General features: G+C 46.2%; 23 protein-coding genes and 1 pseudogene. 1 reads left to right on the top strand and 23 read right to left on the bottom strand.

What is annotated here, in order from left to right:
• A pseudogene (locus B5F25_RS17775) lies at positions 1 to 617 on the bottom strand (RHS repeat protein); the annotation flags it as partial.
• Positions 618 to 1,055: 438 nt separating this feature from the next.
• Here B5F25_RS17775 and B5F25_RS17770 point away from each other — a divergent pair.
• Positions 1,056 to 1,370 (top strand): helix-turn-helix domain-containing protein, encoded by a 315-nt coding sequence (locus B5F25_RS17770; protein WP_087251177.1) that lies wholly within the window; start codon positions 1,056 to 1,058, stop codon positions 1,368 to 1,370.
• A gap of 216 nt (positions 1,371 to 1,586) precedes the next feature.
• On the opposite strand, the gene B5F25_RS17765 is transcribed toward B5F25_RS17770, so the two are convergent.
• The 22 genes from B5F25_RS17765 to B5F25_RS17650 form a co-directional block, all read right to left on the bottom strand.
• On the bottom strand, positions 1,587 to 2,381 hold the full coding sequence (locus B5F25_RS17765; protein ID WP_087251175.1) for a PRTRC system ThiF family protein: 795 nt from the start codon (positions 2,379 to 2,381) through the stop codon (positions 1,587 to 1,589).
• Positions 2,378 to 3,082, bottom strand: a complete 705-nt coding sequence (locus B5F25_RS17760) for a prokaryotic E2 ligase family D protein (protein WP_013617082.1) — start codon at positions 3,080 to 3,082, stop codon at positions 2,378 to 2,380. Before B5F25_RS17760 ends, B5F25_RS17765 begins: the two co-directional genes overlap by 4 nt.
• Before the next feature lie 10 nt (positions 3,083 to 3,092).
• On the bottom strand, positions 3,093 to 4,205 hold the full coding sequence (locus tag B5F25_RS17755) for a hypothetical protein (protein ID WP_013617083.1): 1,113 nt from the start codon (positions 4,203 to 4,205) through the stop codon (positions 3,093 to 3,095).
• A 45-nt stretch (positions 4,206 to 4,250) separates the two neighbouring features.
• A complete protein-coding gene (locus tag B5F25_RS17750; protein ID WP_013617084.1) occupies positions 4,251 to 4,472 on the bottom strand; it encodes a PRTRC system protein C in 222 nt (73 codons plus the stop codon).
• A 133-nt stretch (positions 4,473 to 4,605) separates the two neighbouring features.
• Positions 4,606 to 5,697 carry a PRTRC system protein E gene (locus tag B5F25_RS17745; protein WP_013617085.1) on the bottom strand — a complete coding sequence of 364 codons (1,092 nt, stop codon included), beginning with the start codon at positions 5,695 to 5,697 and terminating at the stop codon, positions 4,606 to 4,608.
• Positions 5,698 to 5,728: 31 nt separating this feature from the next.
• Complete coding sequence (locus B5F25_RS17740; RefSeq protein ID WP_013617086.1) at positions 5,729 to 5,941, bottom strand: hypothetical protein; 213 nt, start codon at positions 5,939 to 5,941, stop codon at positions 5,729 to 5,731.
• A 19-nt stretch (positions 5,942 to 5,960) separates the two neighbouring features.
• Positions 5,961 to 6,173 (bottom strand): hypothetical protein, encoded by a 213-nt coding sequence (locus B5F25_RS17735; RefSeq protein WP_013617087.1) that lies wholly within the window; start codon positions 6,171 to 6,173, stop codon positions 5,961 to 5,963.
• Between the two features lie 6 nt (positions 6,174 to 6,179).
• A complete protein-coding gene (locus tag B5F25_RS17730; RefSeq protein ID WP_140406975.1) occupies positions 6,180 to 6,422 on the bottom strand; it encodes a hypothetical protein in 243 nt (80 codons plus the stop codon).
• A 61-nt stretch (positions 6,423 to 6,483) separates the two neighbouring features.
• The gene (locus B5F25_RS17725; protein WP_087251173.1) at positions 6,484 to 8,283 is read right to left on the bottom strand and encodes a DNA topoisomerase; all 1,800 of its coding nucleotides are present in this window, start codon (positions 8,281 to 8,283) and stop codon (positions 6,484 to 6,486) included.
• Positions 8,284 to 8,342: 59 nt separating this feature from the next.
• The gene (locus tag B5F25_RS17720) at positions 8,343 to 8,615 is read right to left on the bottom strand and encodes a DUF4099 domain-containing protein (RefSeq protein ID WP_013617090.1); all 273 of its coding nucleotides are present in this window, start codon (positions 8,613 to 8,615) and stop codon (positions 8,343 to 8,345) included.
• Between the two features lie 43 nt (positions 8,616 to 8,658).
• Entirely contained in the window at positions 8,659 to 10,524 is a 1,866-nt protein-coding gene (locus B5F25_RS17715) for a DUF3945 domain-containing protein (protein ID WP_087251170.1), read from the bottom strand.
• Positions 10,525 to 11,121: 597 nt separating this feature from the next.
• Positions 11,122 to 12,447 (bottom strand): sigma-54 dependent transcriptional regulator, encoded by a 1,326-nt coding sequence (locus B5F25_RS17705; protein WP_087210445.1) that lies wholly within the window; start codon positions 12,445 to 12,447, stop codon positions 11,122 to 11,124.
• The gene (locus B5F25_RS17700) at positions 12,422 to 14,749 is read right to left on the bottom strand and encodes an ATP-binding protein (protein ID WP_087251164.1); all 2,328 of its coding nucleotides are present in this window, start codon (positions 14,747 to 14,749) and stop codon (positions 12,422 to 12,424) included. Before B5F25_RS17700 ends, B5F25_RS17705 begins: the two co-directional genes overlap by 26 nt.
• A gap of 442 nt (positions 14,750 to 15,191) precedes the next feature.
• Positions 15,192 to 15,719 (bottom strand): TetR/AcrR family transcriptional regulator, encoded by a 528-nt coding sequence (locus B5F25_RS17695; protein WP_013617094.1) that lies wholly within the window; start codon positions 15,717 to 15,719, stop codon positions 15,192 to 15,194.
• 251 nt (positions 15,720 to 15,970) lie between these two features.
• Positions 15,971 to 17,110 carry a StlD/DarB family beta-ketosynthase gene (locus tag B5F25_RS17690; protein ID WP_087251162.1) on the bottom strand — a complete coding sequence of 380 codons (1,140 nt, stop codon included), beginning with the start codon at positions 17,108 to 17,110 and terminating at the stop codon, positions 15,971 to 15,973.
• A 2-nt stretch (positions 17,111 to 17,112) separates the two neighbouring features.
• A complete protein-coding gene (locus tag B5F25_RS17685; RefSeq protein ID WP_013617096.1) occupies positions 17,113 to 17,736 on the bottom strand; it encodes a helix-turn-helix domain-containing protein in 624 nt (207 codons plus the stop codon).
• A 443-nt stretch (positions 17,737 to 18,179) separates the two neighbouring features.
• Complete coding sequence (locus B5F25_RS17680; protein WP_087251160.1) at positions 18,180 to 19,160, bottom strand: pseudohemocyanin; 981 nt, start codon at positions 19,158 to 19,160, stop codon at positions 18,180 to 18,182.
• Between the two features lie 358 nt (positions 19,161 to 19,518).
• Positions 19,519 to 20,022, bottom strand: a complete 504-nt coding sequence (locus tag B5F25_RS17670) for a hypothetical protein (protein ID WP_087251158.1) — start codon at positions 20,020 to 20,022, stop codon at positions 19,519 to 19,521.
• Positions 20,019 to 21,251 carry an AAA family ATPase gene (locus B5F25_RS17665; protein WP_087251156.1) on the bottom strand — a complete coding sequence of 411 codons (1,233 nt, stop codon included), beginning with the start codon at positions 21,249 to 21,251 and terminating at the stop codon, positions 20,019 to 20,021. Before B5F25_RS17665 ends, B5F25_RS17670 begins: the two co-directional genes overlap by 4 nt.
• A gap of 349 nt (positions 21,252 to 21,600) precedes the next feature.
• Positions 21,601 to 22,575: an FRG domain-containing protein gene (locus B5F25_RS17660; RefSeq protein WP_087251154.1), complete on the bottom strand. Its 975-nt coding sequence runs from the start codon at positions 22,573 to 22,575 to the stop codon at positions 21,601 to 21,603.
• 20 nt (positions 22,576 to 22,595) lie between these two features.
• Entirely contained in the window at positions 22,596 to 23,528 is a 933-nt protein-coding gene (locus B5F25_RS17655) for a hypothetical protein (protein WP_087251152.1), read from the bottom strand.
• A 20-nt stretch (positions 23,529 to 23,548) separates the two neighbouring features.
• The coding region (locus tag B5F25_RS17650) for an RHS repeat-associated core domain-containing protein (RefSeq protein ID WP_275532630.1) at positions 23,549 to 25,837 on the bottom strand (2,289 nt) is incomplete at its 5' end.

The raw sequence follows: 25,837 nt of genomic DNA, 5'->3' as shown, positions 1-25,837 counted from the left end.
ATGGAGGTGGGGGACATCAGCGCCTTGCTGACCTTCTTGGGCTTGCCCTTGCGGGGGACGGTCGGTATTCCCACTATGTTGCAGGACAGTGCCGGATGCGTCAGGGTGGAGCAGGGAGCGCCGTCCGCCAGTACCGTCGAGCTGCCCATCCACATCTCGGACTCGGACATGCCGCTGACCAGCGGGGCGGAATGCAGGACGTATGCCGGCAGGTGCACGATGCCGATGCCCGCCTGGGCGATCCACTGGCCGTGAACCTTCACGGACGGGGCCATGCCTTTGAGTATGCTGCCCGCCACGCCTGCCACGCCGCCCGATGACGGGGGGATGGCCGTTGCCAGACTTGCCATGAGGTCGGCCATGAGGTCGTACACCTTGCCCACGTGCGGCACGGGCATGACGGGGGAAGGCGGCGTGACCGTGGGGTGCATGTCGATCCCTACGGACAGGTCGCCGAACTTTGCCACAGGCATGCCCGGCATGGAAGGAAGCGCTCCCGCCAGGCCCGATTGGAGCTTGTCCAAGGCGGACTTAGAGGCCGTAAAAAGGTCCGAAAAGCCGCGCACAAGGCTCGAACTGCCGGAAGCTGGCAAACCAGAAGAAGAAATGACGGACATATTCTTATATTACATTATTATCTAAATAACAAACCGACTAATCGGTATAATATGTGCAAATATAAATTTTAAATTTGGGATAAAGAAATATAGACCAGTTATTTATTGATGTTATGTAACATCTTTCAATAGGGGCATCTTTCAATGGAACATTTTTCTACTGTATTTCATAAAAATGTAGATTAAAGAATATATTGGAAGACTGTAAAGTGTAAACCTATGAACTGTAAAGGGTTTACAGTTCATAGGTTTACACTTATATGTCGAAAGATAAAATCTGTATTTTGCAATTAGCTGTATATCAATTACAAGACAAAGAGTGGTTGTCCCAAAGGCTTTCCATGGCACAGTATTTTCACTATTATAGCCATATACTCCTCATGTGCGCACGGAAGGGGTGATTATTGTATCACTTATTAAAAACATGGAGGAATAACTATGCCTTATATAGACGATGAACTGCTGGAAAAGATGATCAATACGATGGCGGAAGGATTTGCGCGTATCGAAAAGAAGCTGGAACGCATGAACCGACAACGGGATTGCCTGGACGGAGACCAGTTTCTGGACAATGTGGACTTGGCGGAACTGCTTGGCGTGTCGCAACGGACCTTGGCACGCTACCGGGAAAAAGGAAAAATACCTTATTACTGTGTGGATGACAACGGGCGGACACTCTACCTTGCTTCGGAAGTACGGGATTTCATCAAAAGCCGGCAGAAAGGGAAAGCTATGAAACCTGACAAGGGTTAGACACAAACCGGATGCAACTTATCTCACTCAATACATATAAAGACCGTTTTGAATTTCTGCAAAAACTTTCCTTGACCTGGACAGCCGTTTTCGCGTATGCTCCAGGCTATAAATTCAAAACAGTTTCAGATGTGTATGTTTCATTTAAGAGAGCCGTATCATTGCTCAAAAACAGCATGTTGATACGGCTCTCTTATTATGTTAAAGCCCCATCACTCAGACCGGGACGGCAGTCATGCGCATCGTGTCCAGATTGAGATAAAGTCCCCGATAGAACGTACATCCTTCCCGGATCATCTTCCATAGCAAGCCGCAACCGGCCTGCGCCAATATGGAATTGATGAAAAGATCCTGTTTCTCCAAGGCTTCCGCCAGCGAACAGCTCGGGCCGGAGTCCTTTTCGTCAATCGTGGAATAGCTGACCTCCTCGGTAATGACATTCAGGTGCGGTGTAGGTTGGTACTGTTCCGAAGCGGGTTGGTAAATCTTGTTGCGCACGGTACCGACCAGTACCTGCCCGGTGGTGCGGGCATTGCCGAAATCCATCCAGTAAATCGGAGTGGTCTCATTGATATGGACACTGTCCCTGAAAGGTTTCAGAAACCGCCAGAGCGTAAGCCTGGAACGTACATTATCGGTACAGGTGATGATGATATTCGCCGTACGGTTCTTTCTCTTCCCTGTTTCAGGCATCGGATAACGGCGGGGTTCCGCTGTCCATGCCGTGCCGAAAAAACGGTTGATCCGGGTGACGAGCGCGACCGCCTTGTTCAGGCCGATTTCCGGCTCGGAAAACAACTGGCGTCCGATGTTGGATTCGGACACGGCATCAGGGTCGTAAACGGTAACATAAAGCCCCGGATGCCCCAATGCCTGCAAGGCCCTGTCCATACGGGCTAATGAGGTGATGACCTGTGACCCTGTACCGCCGGCACCGATGACGATGACGCTGACCGGGTGGTGCGGAGAAAGCAGGTAATTCTCGGTATAATGTATTTTTTTCTTCTTCATGACAATAAATCTTTCAATTTGATATTTAACGGTTGCAGCTCCTCTTCGTTGAAGGGAGCGTTGCGGGCATTCTCGGTGACGATGACCAGGTTGCTCCTGGTTGGGTTGACTTTCCCTCCTAAATGGGAAAACTCGCTTGTCCAGAAACGCTTTTCCCAATATGCCAGCCAATCGGCATAGGTCGGGTTCTGCGGAACGTCCAGCGAGGTGCTGCCCAGGCAGACCTTGCTTTGTGTGACGTTGAAGAACGGTGCCCGGTAAAGCTCCGTCCTTTCTTCCGGCCTGTCCCCCTTGAATGCGTAGATATCCATCTGTTCCTTTTCCACCTTGTAGACAACTCCCGGAAGATTGAACTCCCCGTCAGCGATGTTCAGACCTCCGGTGAAAAACATCCGGTGCCTTCCCGGAGGGTTGTACCAGACATACTTCTCATGCCCTTTCCGGGAATTGCACTCCAGCAGGTTCGGCGGAATCCTCCCGTACGGAATACGGCATATATCAGCGGAATAGTTGTCCGCCAAAGCCCCGATAAATTCGTGGCTGACGGGAATGGCAGCTCCCATACGTCCGTCGGGACTGATGGGACGCAGTTCAAGATGGTATTTGTCATTGCTTCTGTAAGTATTGGAATCATACGCATAAGCGATGAGTGCCGCTTTCGGCACCATGATTTCCTGCAATCTGGTTGTCAGTTCATTCATTTTCTTTCAGTTAAAAATGTCGTTCAATATATTCTGTAAACTTCCCGAACCACCGGGCGAAGCGTTCGGGAAAGTCATCCATGCTAAATAGCCTGTCCGTTTCGGGAGACAACAGCATACGGGTGACAGGGGAAAGGCAGTACGTTTCCCGCTGGTCCGAGTTAAAAATCTCCATCATATCTTCCGTCAGCACGTCACGGATGGAATAGACCAGCATGACCTGTTCATACAATGGGACGGGCCGGAAATCCGGTTCCTCCTCATATGCCCAGTCGTACTGGTAGGACATGATGGAAGGCACGGCTTTGCCGATGAAAGCCATGCCTTCCTTTACGAGCGCCAACAAGCCCCGTTCATTCTCCCTTTCCGGGCAATGTTCTGTCAGTTTCCTGAAGAAGCCGGAACAGAACGGACGTTTCCAGATACGTTTCAGCATCCGGTCAATCCCGCCCTTTTCATAGGATTCCACCAGTTTCTTCCACGCTTTGGCTTCCCGCGGTGTTATGTCCTCGTCATAAGCGGGACGGCTTTCCAAATCGTCACACGCCATTTCATAGTAATATGTATCTTTCAAATCCTGCATGCCATGGTGCAGCATGAAGCGGCGGATAAATTCAAGTACCAGCCTCCTTACCGGCGTGGAAAGTGCCTTGGTAAAATCCAAAGGCAGCCAGAAAAGGGTGTGGTCCGGCCAGTCGTGGTGCCGGTAGAGGCAGAATGCCAGCCTGCCTTCCACCACTTCCAGATTGACAGATTCAGGGACCAGGTTGTCCATCACCTCAAAAAGCCGGGCGATGTCCAGCCTCGGGCACCGGCTCCGGCTCTTTTTGGGGAAAGGCAGGCGGACATCCAACAGACGGGCGTAGTTTACCGCCGACCGGTACAAGTAGTCGAAAGACTCCGGTGTGGTAAGGTTTATACAGGTGACATCGTCCTCATCCATGCAATAATCCGGCGCAACCGGAAGCAGCCGTTCCGTCAGAAAACCATTGTTGTGCCGGGTGGCGGCAGGAGCTTTATGCTCCTGCGCAATGTCCCCCGGCTGATGTCTGTCTGCCGTTCGAGTTCGCAGATGATCTGCCGTGCCAATTCCTGCAACTGGTAGTCTGTAAGCTGTACGCATGCCTGTTTCTCCTTCTTATTAGTCTGTTTTACTCTTGCCATACCTTTATCCTTTTACGCCGGTGGTCGTTTTGAACTCATAAACCGCACAGTCCTCCTCTATGACAGGGCCGTGTACGTTTGCCGTGGTCAGTTCGGGATAGGTCATGGAGTAGAAATCCATTACGTCAGCCGGAGCCATTTCCGGGTTCGGATCGTCCAAAACAAGGTATGTGCCTGTTTTCTTCATTTTGAATACTCTTTTGAGTCCTTTGACTTCAAGTGCCATATCTTTTATCTTTTTAATAAGTTAATACTGCTATTTATTCATGATTGCGGCAAAGGCTTATGATGCCGGATGTTGAACCCTGACACATAAGCCTTTGCGTGTAATAAGCGGATTTAATCCGTACATCGGGAAGTCAACAGCACACCAGTTCCAATTCCTGCTGCGCCTCGTCCTTCATGCGGTTCTCTTCCGGGAAATCCGGGTATTCGGCATAAGGGTCTTCACGGAGCAGTTCACGGTCCTCTTCATCTTCCTTGTCAAAACTGTAAGGGGCTGCCGGCTCCTGTGGGTGGGGTTGAAAATCCGGGGTTCTGCCTGCTGCCGGAGGGTTCGGCGATGTCTGTACGGGGGCAGACGGCTGTGCCTGCACATACGGATAGGTTCCCGGATACGGGGGATATACAGGCTGCCCGTAAGGCGGGTATGGCTGTCCGTTAGGGATAAAACCTTGTGGCGGCGTTGTCTGCGGCTGCTGTCCGTACGGCGCTCCCCATCCGTATTCCGGCTGCGGAGGTATGGGTTGTGCTGCCGGCTGTGCGACCGATGCCGGTGGAACAGCGGCATTTCTGCCCGCTCCGTGAGGTGACATCGGTCCGGCATCAGTCCTTTGTATGGGATTGCCATTGACCGGATGGGGCTGGGCGGACGCCTGTTGTGCCGGAGCAGGAGTCGGAACAGGCTGCTGTGCTGGCGGTTCAAGCCCGACTTCCTGCGCTCCGAAGAGACTTCCGGCATTCGCCTTGCGCTGAATCTCCTGCATCTTGGCGTCAATTTCTTTCTGTTTATCAGCCGTGGCAAGCAGACGTGCCTGTTTTAACCAGGTCTGCGCTTCGGAAAACCTGCTTGCCGCAGCCGTATCGTCCGCCTTCTTCATCAGTTTTTCCATTTTCTCCCGTTTTTCACGGGCTTCTTTGGATTCTTTTTCGACAGTTTTTCCCGGTTTGGCCTGTGAAGCGGTCTTTTCTGCCGCCTTCTCGAAAGCTTCCAGGTTCGTCAGGATGCCGAGCGCCTTCTTTACCGGTGCCATGACCGCCTGCAGGAACTCCCGGTCCAGTTCCTCAGGTGTCCCGCTAAGGACGAGGGGCACCATGTGTTGCTGCTGTTCCTCTTTCAGGGCGTTGTTCCGGGGCATGACCGCCACATTCAATTTGTCATTCATCCTGCGGATGTTGATGCTCAGGTCAGTGCCTGTGCTGATCAGTTGGTAAATCTGTTCAAAAAACATAAATCTAAAATTTAAAAGGTTATTAATTGGCTTATTCTATGGTTTCCTGCATGAAAAGCTTCAGCAGTTCAGCCCTGTCCGGTCGTGAGGCGATGTCCCGCAACGGTTCCAGGTAATAGCCTATGGTACGCGGTTCGTCTGCCGTGTCCGGAAAACGCCGCTTCACAGGACGTGACGGATTATACGGTATCGGCCATGCAACGGGCATGGCGGGGGCGGAAGGGGCAGTTGTTATTGTCTTCATGTGTTCTTGGCTTTAACAGTTACAATAAAATTCCGAATACGGCCAGCCATACGGCTGCCTTGAAAAAGAGACGTATGGCACGGAATGCCAACGAAATGGTTTCTCCAGCCAACAGGATGGCTACAAGGATATTTGCGGATACAATCCCGCTCTTCAGCAGGAGAAATGTACCGATGAACAGGCACAGCACCATGACCGTCCTGCCGATGCATTTGATGATTCTGATTTTCATATCTTTTCATTTTAAGTGAATGACCCCATCGGGGTATGTTTTCCCGATTTTACAAAGGCCGGGTAGCGGATTGGCAGTTTCCTGCACAAGGCTTGGCGGGAAAAAATACCGCAGCGAAGCGAGGATGATTTTTTCCCAGCCAACCAAGCCCCAAGGGGGCTCGCCTTGGGCAGGAAAAAGCAATCCGCTACCTTTGCTGCGTAAAAACGGAAAAATATTTTCACCTAAATAAAAAAATGCAGACCTCACGGCCTGCATCCCTTTTCATTTTGTTTGCCGGGCTTTATGCAGCCAAGCGGATAAGGATTCATTAAACGGTATCATCTTCGGATTTTTCTCCCTTGGAACCGCACAGACGGAAAATCTCATCCGTCACCTCGCCCGCCAGCCTGGACACCTCCTTCAAAAATGTTTCCTGGGCGAGTTTGCCTTGTTCCATGTCTTCCAGTTGCGCTTCCCAGCCGGAAGTGAGGGACGGATCGGCAATCTTCATGCCGCGTACCGTCTCGTAGATATACAGCCCTTTGCGTGTGGGAACGATGTATTTGCCCGAATAACGGATGTATTTGCGGTCAAGCAACGTGTGGAGAATAGCCGCACGGGTAGAAGACGTACCCAGCCCGGCCTTTTCCATATATTCCACCAGCTGCGCATCGGTATAGGGCGGTGGCGGCAGGCTGCGCCGGCGCACCAGGCTGCATGCCGGAACCGGCAAAGTCTCGCCGGCGGAAATATCGGGCAGGGTCAGGAAAACGGCATCTTCCGGGGCAATGTCGCCCTTTCGGCCGAATATGCCGTGCCACCCTTGTTCCACTATCCGGAAAGTGTCTGCACGGAAACGGAGTGCCGCACATACGGCATCTACCGTAGTACACTCCACCTTGCAAGGAGGCATGAAGGTTTCAAGCATCCGTCCAACCACAAGCAGGTAGACCTGCATCTCGCGCCGGTCAAGTTCGAGCCTTCCGGGACACACTCCTGTTGCGATGATGGCCGGATGGGCAGCGCTGTCGTATCCGACAACATGTTCCGGCAGGCACGTAGGGTCGATGCCCGCTTCCTGTACATAAGCTTTCAAACCGTCCCAAGCCAGCATCTTTCCCATAATGTCCGGCAACATGGCGGCAACGTCAGGCGACAAGGTACGGCAGGAGGTGCGCGGATAAGAGATGAGCTTCTTCTCATACAGGCTCTGTGCAATGTCATGCACTTCGCATACTGTCAATCCATAATAGCGGCCGGCATCCTTCTGCAGTTCGCCCAGACTGTACAGCGCAGGCGGTGGAAGTTCCTTGACCCACCGGGTGACGGTTGTGATGCGGAGACCTCCGGCATGGCTGCAGTCGCGATGGAACTCCCCGGCACGATCCCGGTCGTGAAACGTGTCCACGCTGCGCAGCTTGAACGGGATGCCCTCCTTGGCGGTACTGACATAAATGTGCCAACTGTCTGAGGCTATGTGGTTCTCCCGGTCCCGGTAACGTCCGCTGATTGCGGCCAGTACGGGGGTCTGCACCCGTCCCAGGGAATGGTTGCCCAAGCCTGTCGCCCGGCAGAGCGCATAGCTCGCGTTCATGCCCAGCAGCCAGTCTGCCTTTGCCCGGCTGTCTCCCGCCCGAAACAGGCCGTCGTACATTTCCAACGGCTGCATACGCTTCATGCCCTCGCGCACCGCCTGCTCCGTAAGCGAGGAAATCCAGAGGCGGAGTACCGGCAGGCTGCATCCCAGATATCGGTAAAGCTGCCGGAACAGCAGTTCACCCTCGCGCGAAGCATCCGTGGCGGCAATGATGCGGGAACATTCCGGTAACAATTTCTCGATGACCTTGAGCTGTTTGACCGCATTGATGTCGGGAATCCAGCCGTTGTCTGTACGGACATGCTTGACCATCAGCTGGAAGGGCCGGGGCACCAGCGGAAAGTCCTTCCGCTCCACACGTGCCTTGCCGTAGTCTTTCGGCATGGCCAGGGAAAGCATGTTTCCGAAGGTCCAGGTCACTATGTAGCCGCCTCCTGCCATGTATCCGTTCCCGCGCTTGTCCGCGCCTATGATTCTTGCTATTGTCTTGCCCACTTCGGGCTTGTCTGTCAATATGAGTGTATGTTCCATTTTATTTGTTATTGGTGTTTCCCCGTGCCTGAAGCACGGGGAAACGGGTTTGACCATCGTTATTCTTCAAAAGATCCGTTATCAGGGCTGACCCCGTTGATTTCCATGAGCGCATTTCCGTCCGTACTGCGCACGAGGCGGATGGTGGCATCCATCGTCAGGTCGATGAGGGCCGTTCTCAAATGGACGGACAGGACGGCTGTCTCCTCTCCGGAAAGGAGCGGATCAAGATTGCCGCTGTCTTCCAGTTGCTGTCTGCTGATTCCGAAAGACTGAAGCCGTGTCCAGTCCATGTCGGTTTCTGAAAAAATACAGTTGCTTTTCTTTCCCATATTGTTCTTGTTTAGAAGGGTTCGTGAATGAATGATGTTTCTGTCAGACTGCCTGTTTTGCACTGCGTTTCTGTTGCTGGGACTGGGTGGTCTCAGCCTGTGCCGCGTTTCGTGAGATGTTCCGTTTCCGGTCCGGATTTTCCTGGTAGAAATTCAGGATGCCGGTGCTCGGATTGACTTTGGCATAGGAGGAAAACTCCTTTCCGTTTTTTCCTTTCAGGCCGGAAAGAAGCACCGCCTTGCCGTCCTGCAGGTCCGCCCGTTCCTTGGCCGAAAGCACTTTGCCGTAGACTTCCGCAGGAATCCTGGCTTCCTGCTGCTCGCTGAATCCGTCCGGCGTGCGCGAATACTGCGGATACCCGTTGTTCATGTTCAGGCGCACAAAAGAGGAAAACTCCCTGCCGTCGCGTGAAATCATGTTCTCCAGGAAAACGGGCTGGCCTTTGCGCAATGCCTCCCTGTCTTCCGGTGTCAGGCGGACTTCGTTGATTTCTTTCGGGATGTAGATCTCACCCGTTTCCGGATTATGCCGCGTGTACTTCAGCTGGCTGGTTTCCGGGTCCTGTGTCACAAAGGACGAGAATGTGGTTCCGTTGCTGCGTTTCATATCCTCCACCAGGATGGTGTGCCCTTCGCTAAGCATCTTGAGCTGTTCGGGCGAGAGCTTGACGCCTCCCAATGTCTGCTGGTTGAACACCTGGTCCTTCGGGAAAATATATTCGATGCCCCTGCGTTCCGCGCTGTACTGGATGGTGGCGTTGAACTCCTTGCCATTTTTGGACGTCATGCCGTCCACATAGACGGCCTCCCCGTTTTTCAGGCGGGCAATCTCGTCAGGTTCCAGCTTCACCCCCTTGATCTCATCCGGAATGAACACATGCTCCTGACGTACCGCCACCAGTTCGTTCGTCACCTTGTCCAGCGAGACCAGGCAAGGTTCGGCATTGCCGTTGTTCCGGAAGTCCAGATTTACCACACGCCCCAGGTTGCCCGACTCACGCAGGTTCCTCTTGTCCTCTTCCGTAAAGATATGCCCGAAATAGGGGCGTTCCAGTTCCGGTTCCCTGCGGATGCCGTGAATGCCCAGCGTCACCTCGCCGTTCGGGTTGCTCATGAAGGAAAGGCGGGCATCCATGCGGACGGTCGCCAACCCGGGCAGGTTCAATGACAGCTGCACCAGCTTGTTGGTCTTGTACCCCTTGAGCATGCCGTCAAGCACTCCCATACGTTCCAGCATCTCTTTGGATACCCCGATATTTTTCAGCCCTTCCCAGTCTATCATGTTCTCGTTATACCGGTAGGAGGGTCCCTGCGGCTGTTCTTCCTGTACGGGCTGCTGTGCGGACTGTTGCGCGGCCTGCTGTACTTCGGTGTGCTGTTCGGCATACTGGGGCGCTGCCGCCGGCTGTTCGTTCACTGTCTGTTTCTTTGCCATTGTCGCATCTTGTTTTAGATTCTTGTTTTGTTCCTCCTTCTGCTTTTTCGGACGGATCTCGTAGTGCTTGAGGAACTCTTTCACTGCGTCCGTCTGTTTTCCTTCCGCCAAATCCTTTATGGCCTGCCTGTTACGCTTGTAATCCTGAAAAGTCAGGCGAATCAGGCGGAAGTGGGTCGGTTCACGGAACTGGCTCCAGAAATTCTTAATGAAATTTTCGAGTATGCTCGAATTCTTGTCAAACTTCAGGAACTCGTTCTCATGCCTTTCATCAGCAGGCACAGTCTTGCAGTTGCCTTTTTCATCTGCCTCGCTGACTGTCTGGACACCAGCCTTCGGGTCATTCTTATTGTGGATCATCAGCAGTTCGCTGACTTGCTCCACATAGGGCGCGGACTCTGCTGCCGGTTTGGCGGCAGCTTTGCGGGCACGCTTCATTTTTGGTTCTTTTTCCATTTCTCTTTTCTGTGTCATACGCGTCGTTTTTAGGTGTTAACGGTTTGTTTTGACACGTCAAAAGTAGAGACATAATTTGGATAATCCTTTGATTTTTAAAAAAGTGGCATTACATGTCATCAGGTGTCTTCAAATGTCAGGAAAGAGCATGGAACAGACCGGGAAAAGGGAAAAATGTGGGTGAAAAACAAATGCGGATGAAGCACAAGAGAAATAAGCGGATAGGAACGAATAAAGGAAAGGACAGATGCTGCGCACAGCCCAAGCCATGCAGAGCAGAGGGAGCTGGAAGCCCCCTGTAAACTTTAAGATACCGGATGCCCAACAACGAAAGTAATGTATAACTGGAGAATTTCTGTTAGTTTGAAGACTGGTGTCAAAAATCAGGCCTCTGCCTGTTGCTCAGAATCATTCATGCGTCGCGTCGGTCGCAGTTTTGCCCCTGTAATCATTCCTTAATTCCGTTTCCGGTTGCCGCCGCGTTCTTTTTCGTGAGAATTTTCCCGGCGAAGCCGGTTATGAAAATTCTCACGAAAACCGGCGGAAACGCGGCTGGCAAAACGGAAACGGAATTACCTTTGATGGAAGGGGGAAAATTGGAATATCCTCTATATTTTATTGATTTGATATACCATAGCGATTCATCTTTTTGTACAGTGTCGGGCGGCTGATTCCCAACAATGCCGCTGCCTGGGTCAAATTCCCGTTTGATTCGGCAATTGCCTGCCTTATCTGTTGTTCTGCTTGCTCTTCTTCCTGCAAGAGAGACTGCATTTTCTTACTATTTCTACCGACTTTCATTGTTTCCGGTCCTAAAGTCGGGGTTATCTTCAAGTACCTGGAAGAAATACATTGCCCTTCACTTAGCACCACCGCTGCCTGAACCACTTGTTTCAATTCACGCACATTGCCCGGCCAGCTATGTTCCAACAACATTCTTTTAGCCGGCTCGTCAAAATCAGAAACTTCCAACTGCCATTTTTCACTATATTGTCGCCGGAAAAAATCAGCCAACGGAAGAATATCTTCAGGGCAGTGGCACAGCGCAGGCACCGTCATCGTAAAGTCCTGCAAACGATAAAGGAGGTCTGCCCGGAAACGCTTTTCCGCCACTGCCTTGTGCAGGTTTTCATTGGTAGCCGCAATGATGCGTACGTCTGACCTCCTGTCCTGTCCGCCTCCTACCGGCCGATACCTGCGTTCTTCCATGGCACGTAACAGCATCTGCTGTGTCTCAAGCGGAAGATTCTCCACCTCATCAATAAACAATGTGCCGCCATGCGCTTCCTGGAAATATCCGGCCTTTTCTTTCAAGGCTCCTGTAAAAGCCCCCTTAACATGACCGAAAAAAGCGGATGCAGCAAGTTCTTTGGGTAACATACCGCAATCAACTGTCACATAAGGCTTATTGGCCCGCAAACTTTGCCTGTGTATATTGCCGGCCAAATGTTCCTTTCCAGTTCCCGTTTCCCCCCAGATAAGCACGGACATATCCGTAGGTGCAACCAAACGGATGTAATGGTACAATTCATTGAACGCTTTGCTTTTCCGTTCGTATATCACTTTGGAAAACGACAGATTCCTGCTCCTTATTTTTTCCATTACAGGCAGCAACTTGTCTTCTATCAATGGTTTCAGTATATAGTCCTCGGCCCCTAACTTCATCGCATGGATTGCCGCATGTATATCCTCATACTGTGTCATGATGATAAAAGGTTGGGAATATCCCTGTTTCCGCATCCATTCCAGCAAAGATGTGCTTTCACCGTCCGGCAATCTCAAATCGGCCAAGAGGGTATCTTCTTCACCCAGAGAAGAGAGCATAAATCTTCTTGCCTGCGCAAGGTGATGGATTTTTACCGTTTTCCATCCCGCCTTTTGCAAATAACCACAAATATAATCGCAGAACAATATGTTATCCTCTATAACTATCACCCTCATAAGCCTGTATAGTTTGTTGTGCCAACTTAATTATTTCTCCTCCTTTATCTATTATATTTTGAAATGCCAAAACAAGCTCCTCATGCGTGCATTCCGGCATCTGATGGAGTTTTTCATACATTTCGCGTAGCGGTTTGGCCGCATGGATCATTTCCCAAGAACTGCTCAAATGATGTATCCAATCGTTCAAAGCCTTCCGGTCTTCCTTCTCCAAACATTTCCTCATCGCATCCATATCATCACGTGTCTGGCGGATCAGCGTATCAAGCATTTCCCGTCCGTTACTACATTTTAATAATGCGTAAAAATCCACCCGCTCTTCCTGCCTCTTATTTCCCAGACATCCTACACATACCCGCATCAGTTCATCTGCGGAAAACGGCTTTCGCAAGCAAGCAACAAACCCAGCCTCAGACAAGCCGGAAATATCGCCTCCGGTTGCTGTAGCTGCGATGACCGGAATCGTACGTGAATTGCCGACATTTGCCATCCGCAATAATTTAAGCACATCAAACCCATTCATCTGTGGCATTTTCAAGTCAGTAATCAATACATCATAATTCTGGTATCGTAAGTGTTCGATCATGTCCCGCACGTTTGCGCACACGGTACATTGTACTCCCTGACGGATAAACATTTCCTTCATCATGGCCAACAATACCTCATCGTTGTCCAATGCCAATACCGTAAACGGAAGCACCCTTGAAATTTTTTCTCCGCTTTCCATAGGCATCTCTTCCGCTAAGGATAAAGGAAGCAAGAACGTAAAGCAAGTTCCTTTTTCCAGCCGGCTATTCAATTTTATTTTTCCACCCAGCAATTCCGCCAGCCCTTTTACGATAGCCAGTCCTAATCCGACTCCTTCCACGGTAACGGCATTCGGCAACCTTTCAAAAGCTGTAAAGATGCGCATCTGTTCTTCCTCACTGATTCCTGTGCCTGTATCTTCAACTTCCAAAGACAAGACTCCACCTGAAAAGTCAGTTCGAAGGGTTATCTTGCCTTGTGAAGTGAACTTAACCGCATTAGACAATAAATTGGCACCAATCTGGAGAATCCGCTTCTTGTCGCCCACCACTACGGCATCACAGCCATTCTCCACCTCAAACCTCAATCCCTTTTCGATAGCCAAAGGCATAAATTCTGCTTGCAATGCATCGGTAATGCTTTGAATCCTGAAAGGAACCGGGTTCGGCTTTTCCTTATTGCTTTCCAACCTGAAAAAATCCAGCAGTCCGGCCAACATGGAAGCCATACGGTCTGTAACTTGGCGTATCGTCCTGATGTATTCCTCCCGTTTAGCCTTGTTTTCTTCTGTTAAAAGCAGTTCAATATTGCCGCCGATGGCAGTAAGCGGCGTACGTAAATCATGAGTAACAGTCAGCATGATCCTTTTCCGGGCTTCAATCAAGACCTTGTTTTCAGAAACGGTCTTTTCCAGTTGCCCGACCGTTTTTTCCAGTTGTCTTTTATACCTATTGATACGTGCCATATCCCGATGTATAACTGCATACGATACTCCAAGCAGCAGCACCATGATTGCGATTTGCCCACTGGTAGTGGCAAAAGAACGCTTTTCTGCCTCAGCTATCCTGTCTTCTCTCTGTTTCAGTTCTTTCAAAAGTGTTCTGTCCATGTATCTGAGCATAGCCCTCAGCTGTCCGTTCAGTTCCCTGTTTTTTCCCGCAAGACTATCCGCCTGCCCTAATAGCCTGCGCGTGTATTCCTGTTGCCTATCTACAACATTTCTGTCCAAATCGTACAAGCGGGAAGCCGTAGAGGAAGGCCTGTCATTCTTCCGCTTTCTGAAGAGTCTTTTCCAAAAGTTACGCTTCTTATTACCATCATCCAGCATACTTTGACGAGCTATTTCCGGTATCTGCCGGGCAATCTTCCTGTCCATGTCCTCTTTCATACGTACCGTCACCATGTATTGCCCCATAAGTTGTTCTTTATCTTCCCATAATCTGCGGATGCTGTCAAGATGCGCATCGACCAACCAACCTTTGAGGTTGCACAAAAGACTATCAACAGACAGCCTTTGCCTATGGTAAGCCTGTAAGTCCTCCGTTTCCCATTCTATGAAAGTTTCCGAGAAGGAAGAAAGTTCGAGCATCCTAACATATACATCATGTATCTCCTGTTTACGGCTACTGATCTGTCTGGCTTCCTGTTCCCTTACTTTGCGCTCTTTCCATTCATAAATACCTGTATATATAATACTTCCTATGATTAAAAGTATAACGGCATATCCTACAGCAATCTTTGCCAGAAGAGACCGGGGGTACAAACTGATTTTCATTTACATTTTCTCTTTGTTACTCATTGCTTATATAGACAAAAATCGGCCTGCAACAAATAGCGAAGATTCTTCGTCATCACTTATTATATAAACCGACCAGTCGGTATTTATTTGCAAAGATAGACTTTTTCAAGGAATAAAAAAACAGATATCCATATCTAGTTCCTATGTTTTGAATTTCTACAAAAAGTTTTTGGGGGTGATGTATTCATTTTCGGTGTGCTTTGGATGATTTACTGGGAAGTTACCGCTTTCTTCATCAGGTCATCCACTATCTTTCTCACTACACAAGTGAAAATGCCTCAAAAATCATCCTAAAGTCAGCATACGACAAATTCAAAATAGAGCATAAATAACAATTATACAGTATTTTAGATTGAGTTGTAACTATAAGATTGAGGAATCAAAAAGGGAAGATACAGATGTGTCCCAGAAGTATTTTTCAGAGCGAACATAAGAAAGTTTTTCCAATAGAAGAATCGAAAAACTGCCGGCTAAAACTATATGCGTCATGTACAGCCAATTTATGTTCCCGTGATGCCTTATAAACTACTTCCAAAAGAAAGTTCTGTTCTTGAAACAGCAACTCCTGATACAAACGGGAAAACTCATCCATGTATTCACCAGCAGAAGATACAAATTGCAAATAATGCATCAAGCCGTTTCCTTTCAACTCCTCGGGGAAATCAGATATTGCACGTTCAATAGGATTCCTATACAAAAGAGTGAATTCATTCCAATTTTCGTGCGGGCTGGATGCCATTTCCGAGGTAAGCTTAGAAGCAGGGAAAAAGCGCAAACGGATGACAGCATCTACCAATTGTTTTTTAGAAGGGAAATGATGGATAACCGCCCCCTTGGACTTATGCACAGCCAAAGCTACATCGCAAAATGAAGTATTTCTTATACCTTTTGCAATGAATAGCCTGTATGCTTCATTGATTATCTTTCGTTTTAAGTCCGGATCCATTTTATAACTGCGCGTAACATTGAAAAATAGCACAGACGCAATCAAGACTCAAACAGCTAGTGGAAAAAGCTAAAGACGTATTGACGCACCTGTGCTATATGACAATGTATAGCGCAAGTCATCATATACCATCTCGTCTTTTTGAAATTTCCACTTTCGTTTGAAAGATGAATATGACACCTGTACTTAATGTATCAAGCTTTATTTTATACGAGGGACAAAGATAAAGTTTTTGCCGCTAATTTCCAAATTTAGACTACACTTAATAATACGGTTCCATAAGAAAAGCGTCCGCTTTCAGGTACTAACAGCAAAATTTTTTCACCGGATTTAAGTTCATGTGTTCTCCAAAACTCATCCAATGCCGCAAAAATAGCCGCAGATGCAATGTTTCCCACTTTAGGCAAATTGGTAAACCACTTACTTTCATCAATTCCCACCCCCACATTTTTCAATTCATTGATTATCTTATCATAGAAGAACATAGATGAAACATGGGGAATAACGTAAGAAATAGAGTCAGGAGAGACATTATGCATTTCCAAACAAGATTTGATATGTTTTGCCCAATATGGTACGGCTTTTAGGCCTAACAATTTAACATCCTGTTTTACAACAAAAAGAGAACGGTCTATTCTTTCTTGATTACTAAAGACTTTCCAACTCTTTAACTCCCCATCTTCTCTTTTTTCTGCCCCCATGAACATACAGGTTGGAAGTTCATTGGCATAAGATACCATTTCTACCCACTCAATACGTAATGCTTTCCCTGTACCAGGACTATTTTGGAGCAAAACGGCACTAGCTCCGTCACTAAGCATAAACCGTAGGAAATCTTTTTCAAGTGCCATATATGGTTGAACTCCAAGATCTGCACATTTTTCATATTCGATATCATAATTTTTAGACAGTAATGTTGCAGATGTCAACTCTGAAGTGCTACATATTGCATTCTTTTTTTCTCCAGATAAAATGCCCCAATATGCTACTTTAAAAGCCTGAAGACAAGATAGGCATATTCCTGAAGCCGAAAAGATTTCTAAGGGCTTCTTTTTTAACAGACCATGCACCATAGAAGCATGAGATGGAAGCATTTGATCTGGACTTGATGTCGCACACGATAATAACTCTACATCCTGATCTCCTATAGAAGATTGCTCTAATAGTTTTACAATAGAGTAAACAGCCATTTCTGCATTCGTATGGGTAATCTTTTGTTCTTTCGTTAATGCGTAATAACGCTGTTTAATTCCATTTTGTTTCAGTATTATGGGCTTAACTCTAGAATGTTGTCCAGTAATTAAACCCAAATAATCTTCCATGTATTCATTGAATACAGGGGCATTCGGGAAATAGCAGGATGTTCCCGTAATAAAAACATCATTTTCCATTACTATTTACTTTTAATTAGAAAATATAAAAAATAGAGTTGCTCTTTTAAAGCATTTATGTTCAGTCCATTTTTTAATGCATCTTGATACGACTTTCCTAAAAAAACTAATCTCATTTGCTGAGCAAATAATTCTATATTGCATGTGTTACGTATTTCACCTTTATCTTGTGCCCGTTTTAATATCGCTTTCAATTGCATAATTTCTTGACTTTCTATTTCATTAAGCATTTGATGAAATCCCGGATAATATTTTTCTGCTTGTAAAACCAAATTCATATACGCGCGTGTTCCATTGATTTGCGCTTCTGGCATAACAAACTGAGAAAGTCTATCCATAGTTTTCGCAATATTCTCTACATAATAATTTATATATTCCAATAAAGACATATCATAAATGCTATCAGATTGATGCTTGTTTTTTTGTGTATCTAAAATATACACATTAATAACGTCCACTAATAGATCCTTTTTTGTCGGATAATGATAAGAAGTACACCCTCTTGTCATTTTAGTAATTTTTTCTATATCTTTCAGAGAAACCGTTTCATAATCTTCAGTCAGAAACAATCTAAATGCAGCTTCTCGTATCAAATTTTTTGTTTCTGTTCCTTTAACACTTTGCATACTTATAAATTTGTTTTGATACAAAGGTATGATTTCGGAAGAAGAAATTCAATAAATCTATTTATATTCTGCATTGTAATCATTAAATTTGGCAACATATACATTTTTATCGGGTTATTATTCTACTCTCTTTTCACTTTTTACTATTTTTGTCTTACACAAATCCAATTAGTCGGTTTGTAGGCATAGGAAGGCTCAAACAAAAGTGGAATTTTCGAATGAGACGTATTCCTATGCCTTTTTAAATGCAGTACCACCAAATCTTTGGCACATGTCTCACATATTATCGTCACCTTCATATTATTAAACCGTCCGGTCGGTTTTGTTTTCAGGGCAAAAGTATAAGAATTCTTAATAGAAACAAAGCAAAAGCCGAAACATTTGCCACCTATATGTTAACAAACGTTTCGGCTTTACCCTAAGAATGCAGTGATAAATACTTGCTACCGTGGAATCATTTTGATTTTGACCGGGACTCCCTGGGAATTCAAGACACGGACCGGAGCCTTTTCGCTTGCCTTGATATAGAAGAGGAGATAATCCTGCGCCCGCTGAGACTCATAATACCCCCTATCCCGGTATTCGGCTATCCACTTTTGAATTACGGGAACCTGCCAACGGTTCATCAATACATAATAAGCGGCCTCGTATTCAGAATCGCTCAGGAAAATGTTCAGCTTTAAATAATCCCACCAAAAACGTTCTTTCTCTTTGCTGTGGGCATTGAGTGCAGCTATGCGAAGATTATAGGCTTCGCCAGGATCGTCTGAATAGTAGTCCCATGCGAACACATCGGGCGTACCACCCTCCACATTGTCCCTGTCAGGAGCAAGAGATTTCAAAGCCTCCAGCGAAGCATTGATTTGGTTGTATGTACCTGTTTCGTACTCCTTATAATAAGAAATGACATTCTTCAACCGGCTTGAGGCAGGATGAATCAATACCGCCCGCGCCCTTACATGATGTTTGGCGTCGTTGCTTACTTTTGCCAACCGCTTCATAAAACCGACTTCCGAATTTATCCGCTGTGCTGAATCAGACTTTGCCAAAGGGAAATCTTTTCCATCGATTTTGCGTATATTGCGGTGCAGATAAGGCAAACGCAATGCTCCATACGCACAACAAATGGAAGCGCGGAGAATCTGGAAAATAGGTGTACGGTCGCCTTGAGGCGCCACATAGGGAAGATCTGAGATACTGAAAAGTGCTTCGCTGCCGATAATAAGGGTAACGGAAAGCGACTCATTTTCTTTCAGTTCTCCCGTAAGTTTGAAGTCACGCTGTTGGACACTTACCCAATCAATGGGCTGCAATGCAAAGAGGAGGACACAAAAACATCCATTGTGCGGTGTGTAATCCACATTTTGCGGTCTGGACTTGGAGACCACCTCGTTGAGAAACCTAATTTTTTGACTATCTACCATAACTAAAATTCGGTATTAAATGAAACTTCGTATTAACGGTACAAAGGTAAGCTGCTATGCAGATTTATCTGTTCCGATTTTCGCCGAAAACACTGCACAAATTGAGAGTCTGTTTAAATTTTCCGATAAAGTAATATGTATATTAGGTTCTTTTGAGTTTGTTTCCGGTCTGTTTTTCTGATTTTATTTGTCAGATAGCCCGCTATACTCCTCATAAAACCAGGAAAACATCCTCGAAAATAATTCGCAAAATTAACCTGAACAAAATTTAAACAGACTCCAAGTAAAACACATTATAAACAATGCAAATATAGGAATCGGTTTCCGAATCCGCCGAATTTATTACAAAGTTTATCAGTTATTCTATTTTTATCCTGTTTTCTATTCTCAATATATAATTTGTATCTGAAAAGAAACGCTCCATCCGTACAGCCTGTCCTGTCCGGAAAAACGGTTTTTCGCTATTGGCTATGTAGGCTTGCTTTACGAGAAAATCACGAGCCTCTTCCTGCCGCTCGAAATAACCGATGGTGGAACGCAACTGCTGTTCGCCGTCCTTTATCCATTGGCTGCCCTTGCCTTTCCTCTGTTTCAACTCCACAAATATGATTGTATCTCTATAAAACAAGCAGCCGTCGCAGCGGTTGTCCATACTTCCGTCCGCCCTGCGCAGCTCGATGCAATGGTCAACCGGTACGAAATTCACCTTTATCTGGGGATAATTGTCCACCGCCGCAATCCAGTCCTGCCCCTGTTTTTCTGCAATGTATGCCTTTTCGGCAGCAGGAGCCGGACGGTCGCATATACCGAACTTGCGTCTGCTTGACGAAACGATATACTCTTTCGGGAAAAAATCTATCATAGTTCCTGTTGTATTTCCAATAAATCCGCAAAATCTTCGTTCGTTCTCTCCAGCATATTGTTGAGGAAGTTGTCATCGGAAGGCAGCCCGTGATATGTGTCCAATACGGTTACAGTCCCTTTGACCTCATTGAACTCATAAATGGCTATCTCATCGGGCTGTATGGCCGATTCTGCGGGAAAAACGGAATTTATCCTTTCCCTCATCCCGTCAGACGAAGAACAGGATGCCAAGAGCATGCCTGCCTTGACGGCAACTGTCAGGCCGTTGATAAGGTACGGGCTGTGCGTGGTGACAATCAGGCGGTTTGCATCCAATGAATTGTTGAAAGCCAGCAACTGTTTCATAATCATCCATTGCGATTCGGGATAGAGGTTCTGTTCAGGCTCCTCCACAATATTGACGAATGCCGCCTTGTTGAATCTTGCCGACACAGCTGAGAGGGCTATTCGCCGCTGTTCGTCCGTCAGGTCCGGCATGTTCCAGATATTGGCTACTTCCGCCTCGAACCGCTTGGCTTCATCGCTGCTCATTTTCTGCGCATTGCCTGCCTGACCTTTTACGGACTCGGACAAATGCAATGATACCAGATAGAGCGGCACGACAGACTGGAAGCCGCTGGATGCCTCCATGAGCTTCACCTTGTAGTCCTCGCCTTTGACGGATACAATGTCATTCTGCTTGTTGTATTCAAGCTGCGCATTGTTGATGGGTAGTTCCAGACCTCCCTTGATGCGCTGTTTGGCATTGTTGTATTCCGTAAGGAAGCCCAGCAAGGCATCCGGCAAGTCCTTGATCAGGTTCGGGCTATTGACCATGCTGATGAAATTCCGTTCAGCCGGCACATACATGATTTGCGGAAGCACATATCCATCCAACGCACCGGATTTCTTCTCTATAACAAATTCACCTTGTCGGGTATAGGTAAACCTGTAGGCTTCTCCTTCATAGACAATTTCGGTACGCTCCTTTATGAAATAATTGGAAATGCGGTGATAGCCGCAGTACTTGTTCTTAAACTTGGCGGCGGTAAATTCTTTCTCCTTAAAATCACCCCGTGTCAGAACCTTTTCCATCCATGTGAAGGTGGAAACCAGCTTGGCGACCGTGCTTTTACCGCTGCCCTGGTTGCCGGTAAAGACAGTCACCTTACTTATATCTATCCATCCGTCCGTTGCAGATGTTGTCGCTTTTATCGGACCGAAATCTTTAATCTTGATTCTACTCATATATTTGTTGTATAGACTTACGGCAAAGATAGTGTTTCTGAGCGAGATAACCTAACGGATGACGGGGTTTATTAGGTTTATTAGCCCTGAACATAAATACCTTTCCAATTTTCAGGGAAATGCTTTTCTGCCCACATGCTGTTGAATCTTTGGAGTGAACAAATGGAATTTGCCGCATAAAAGACAACATAGAAAACAGAAGTAGGAAAGATTTCCTTTATAGCCTTCGACATCAGTCTGAATTTCGTTTTGTTAATTTGATGAATATTTGTAATGTGAATCCATAAATATATATATTGACAATAACAATTATATTATTGATTGTCAATACATTGAATAAATAACCATCCTAAATTTTAGGAAAACTTGCAAACCACTTTTGCAAATTTTGTGAATCCTGATCTTTCGGATAAATCATAGAACAATCTATTCCTAATGGATTGAGATATGTTTTTCTTATATGCGACTCCAATTTTTTATTGATGTTATAACAATCAATGAGAGGAGATACATATCGGTGTTTTTTTCTTACCAGTTCTCCTAAAGGTTCATTTTCTGTTGTATTCAGCATAAACAGTCCTTCTTGATTTTTTAGGTTCGGATTGGTGATGTTGTAGGTACAGGCAAAACCTAAAGAGGGAATTTTAATGTTTGTTATTCCCATTTTATCTCCATGAACAAGTATAATTCCAATATCAGCATATTGTTTGTATGTAAGGTTTTGAATGTCAAATAAAACCTTTTTGGTATCTATTTGAGATATAGGAATTCCTAAGTCCTTTAAGGTATTACTTAATGTAACGGCTCCATGTTCATTGACTTTTTGTATGCTACAAAAACAAGGATGTGTATGTTTTAAGCGGTATAGAGAAACATAATTGTCAATCTCATTTCCTGTTGCTCCCAGTCTGACACGATCAAATGCAAAGAACAAGGAGAGGTGTGGATTATAGGTGAAATCAACCAATGGAGACGGCTGACCATAGTGCTGAAGTAGTGCAAGAATGGCAAAATCATTCAGTGAAATTTTGTTGTTGGAAAAGAAGGATATTATATCCTGATGGTTCTGAACCAAAACAATGCGACTGTTAATATAATCTTCATAAGAATGATAATTCTTGAATAAATCATTCCATATCCACTGGCGTTGAGCTGATGAATAAAGTTTGAATCTGGCTTCATTCACTGAACGAAAGACATATTCAGATTGATGTTGGACAATATCTTGGAAGATATTGTCGAAGTCTTGTATATTATCAATTTTTGTACAATTGTAATACTGACTTTTTTCTTCCAAATTATTATACTCTGATAAACTACCCATAAGCCTCTACATTCTTAAATTTAAACATTTGGTTCTAAGTAATATTCTTTAATTGATAGTTTGGTATTTACAATACAATTAATAATATAATCAGGAAACAAATTTTGAGACAAAAAATGTATGTTGATAAATTTTTTGTCTATAATTATTTTATTGATATATAGATTATTGTATAATAGGTCGGCTTTTTCTTTTAGTTCTGCTTTTGATAAACTTTCATTTTGAGAGAATGTTTCCTTAGTTAGAGATGTTGAAAGTTTTGTTTTAATTTTATTTATTGCACTACTAGATAGTAAGACTATCCATTTTTCAATTAGTTCATTCAATTCTATATCTTGTTTTACTATAGTTTCGTCTATTTGTAATATAACTTTTTTATTATCTAATATCTTTTCTTTATTGTAAGTGTTAGATAGAGATTTTTGTTTTTCATTTGCTATAGCTAAATCCATTAATATTTTATTTAAAATCAATTTTGTTGGCGCTACAAATGTTATTTTTATATCTCTTTTTCGAATGAAAAAGGATGACAAACTTTCATTTATCCTTAATGTATGTAAACAGTAGTCATATCTAATCCAAATAGGAAAATAGTCACGTATTTTTAAATAATCAAATTTATGACACGAATATGTATTTTTAGATTTTGTTGAAATCCATAAGGCTAATTCTATAAGTAGAAAATTAGAAGATTCTTCAAGAAAAAGATCCCCGTCATTATAATAAATGGGAGGATTAAAAGTTTCTCTATCTTTTATTAAGTATACAGTATCTTTATCGTAGTGAAAAAAGAACATAATTTCTTTTTGTTCTTCTATAAAAGTTATAAAATCGGGTAAATTTAAACTTTTGAGAATAAGTATATTTGAACAGTTTGAAGTCTGCTCTTCTATATTTACAGATACACTACGCAGTAATATTTTGCAATATTTTATAAAATCGTTTTTTTCCATAATTTTTTGATTTATGTTTGTTAATGATGTTTCTTTTTTCGACTTCCTTTTTGATTTAAATTTTCATCATATCTATACTCATATTTTATACCATTTTCAATTTGAATAACTTTACCATCAGCAGATTTGTACCATTCAAATTTGGTGTTAGTATCTGTTGCAAAATATTCAACAGTTACATTATTTTTTAATACAAAACGCCGAATAGCAGGTTGACAACCAGGGCGACAAGGATTTAATGTACCTGTCATTTTTAAATGATTACCAGGGCTCACAATATCTTCTACTTCATCTAAAAAGTATCTTTCAGTATGGGTTAAAAGTTGCTGCTGGAAATTTAGCTTACCTTTATGTGTTCGTCCACTATAATATTCCTTTTGGAGAATTAAATCTCCTCCTTTTTGGCTATAGATTTCTCCCTTCATTATGTGTAATCCTAAAGCATCAAATAATATATTAGGATTATGTGGATATGTGTAGAGAGCAAGATTTCCTCCAAAAAAGCTGATTGGATCTTGACTTATATAACTACCAATCTCCGGTTCATAGTATCTAAAGCGATTGTAATACAATCCTGTTTCTTCATCCGCATACTGTCCTTGAAACCTGAACGGACAATCAAACTCCGTACCCTTATCAACGGCAAGCACTTTCCCATAAATATCCAGCGTGCAATCCCAGGTCTTATTTCCTTGTCCGTCATACATCTGAATGGGTGTACCCAAGTAGTCGGACATAATGGAATACTGCTTGCCATCCTGTAGCTTTGCCGCAGGAACAAACGTGCCTGCCTCGAACACCCAGGTGGTGATATCTTCTGCCGGTTCTTTCGGAGGGGTGTTTCCCTCTTCGTCCCGTTGTGTTTCCGCTACCTTGTAGCACCATTCGTGCAGCGGCACGTTTCCGTCCCACACCCAGCGTGTTACCTTTCCGAAATACCGCTTGGCGATGCGGCGTCCTAACGCGTCGTAACGGAACTCCACCGGCCTGCCGTCCGGACGTACGACTTTCTTCAGCATGCCGTTGGACGCCCACTCGTAGAGCCATCCCATGCCCGTAGCCCGGCAGCGGATGCCGCGTTCCTTTTCCATGCGCCTGCGGTCATGGGGCACGGCGTTGTCCTGCAACTCCTTGAACTCGCGAAAAATGAGGTTTCCTTCGTCGTCGTAGTGGTAGAAACAATCCGGGTCTTCCAGCAGCCGTCCTCCCGCACCGTATTTGCGGTCTTTCCTTTCCGGTGTTTCAAAGAGGTTTCCCACGAAGTCAGGCACGCGGTATATCACGTCCGTCTCGGAGCCGTCTGTCGTTTCCTGGCGGATGAGGAAGTCGAAACGGTCGTAGTCGTAGCGCATGACCGTTCCGGTCAGCTCGTTCTCCTTGGCGAGCAACCGGTTAGCGATGCCCCACTCGTAACGGTACGCCCCGCGCTCGATGCCGCCCGACCGCACGGACTTGCGCACCTCGCGCCCGAAACGGTCGCGCTCCGTCCTGACGGTCACGCCGCCGGAGAACGTGCGCTGCACCTCCAGCCCGGTGTTGTCACGCACCCAGGACGCTTGCCAGCCCTCGCCCGCCTGCATGGTTTGCAGATTACCCTCCCGGTCGTATGTATGGCGGATGTCCGCGCCCAGACTGCTGGTGATGCGGGTGCAGTTGCCTTCGCTGTCATACGTGCGGCTGACGGTATATTCTCCCTGTTTTTCCCCGGTGACCAGTCCCGTCTTCCTGTCACGGGTGAACTCCAGCAGGTTCTCCGCGTTCTGTGCCTTGACGAGCAGCCCGTCCTTGTCATAGGTGTAAAGGGACACCTCGCCGTCGTACTGTTCCTCCTTCAGGATGTTGTCCAGCCCGTCGTAGAGGTATCCGGTCCATTTGCCGCCGGGACGGTTCACCCGTGTGATCCGTCCGGCCCCGTCACGCTCGTACTCGCGGCGCAGGCCGTCGAAGCCTGTCTCCGTAATGACCTGTCCCAGCCCGTCCAGCCCGAAGAAATAGTTGTCGCCCGCCTCGTTCCCGATACGGCGGAGCTGCAGCTCGCTGTTGTAGCCGAAGGTGATGCGGTGCCGTTCCTGCTCACGGCTTTTCAGCACGCCCAAAGCCCCGTAGGTGAATCTGACCTCACGGATGTTGTCGGCGGCATGGACCAGGTTGCCCATGGCGTCGTACTCGAAACGGTGCACGTTGCCGTCGGGCTCCTCAAGGCGGATGAGGTTGTCGGCACGGTCGTAGGCATAGCGGGTGGCGTTGCCTTTCACATCGACCGCCTGCACGAGCCTGCCCCTGCCGTCGTATTCCCAACGGCGGAACAG

It is taken from the genome of Bacteroides sp. An19, assembly GCF_002160215.1.
In the GTDB taxonomy this organism is placed as follows: domain Bacteria; phylum Bacteroidota; class Bacteroidia; order Bacteroidales; family Bacteroidaceae; genus Phocaeicola; species Phocaeicola intestinalis.
The sequence above is the reverse complement of the archived record's forward strand: the minus strand, read 5'-3'. Positions and strand labels throughout refer to the sequence as shown.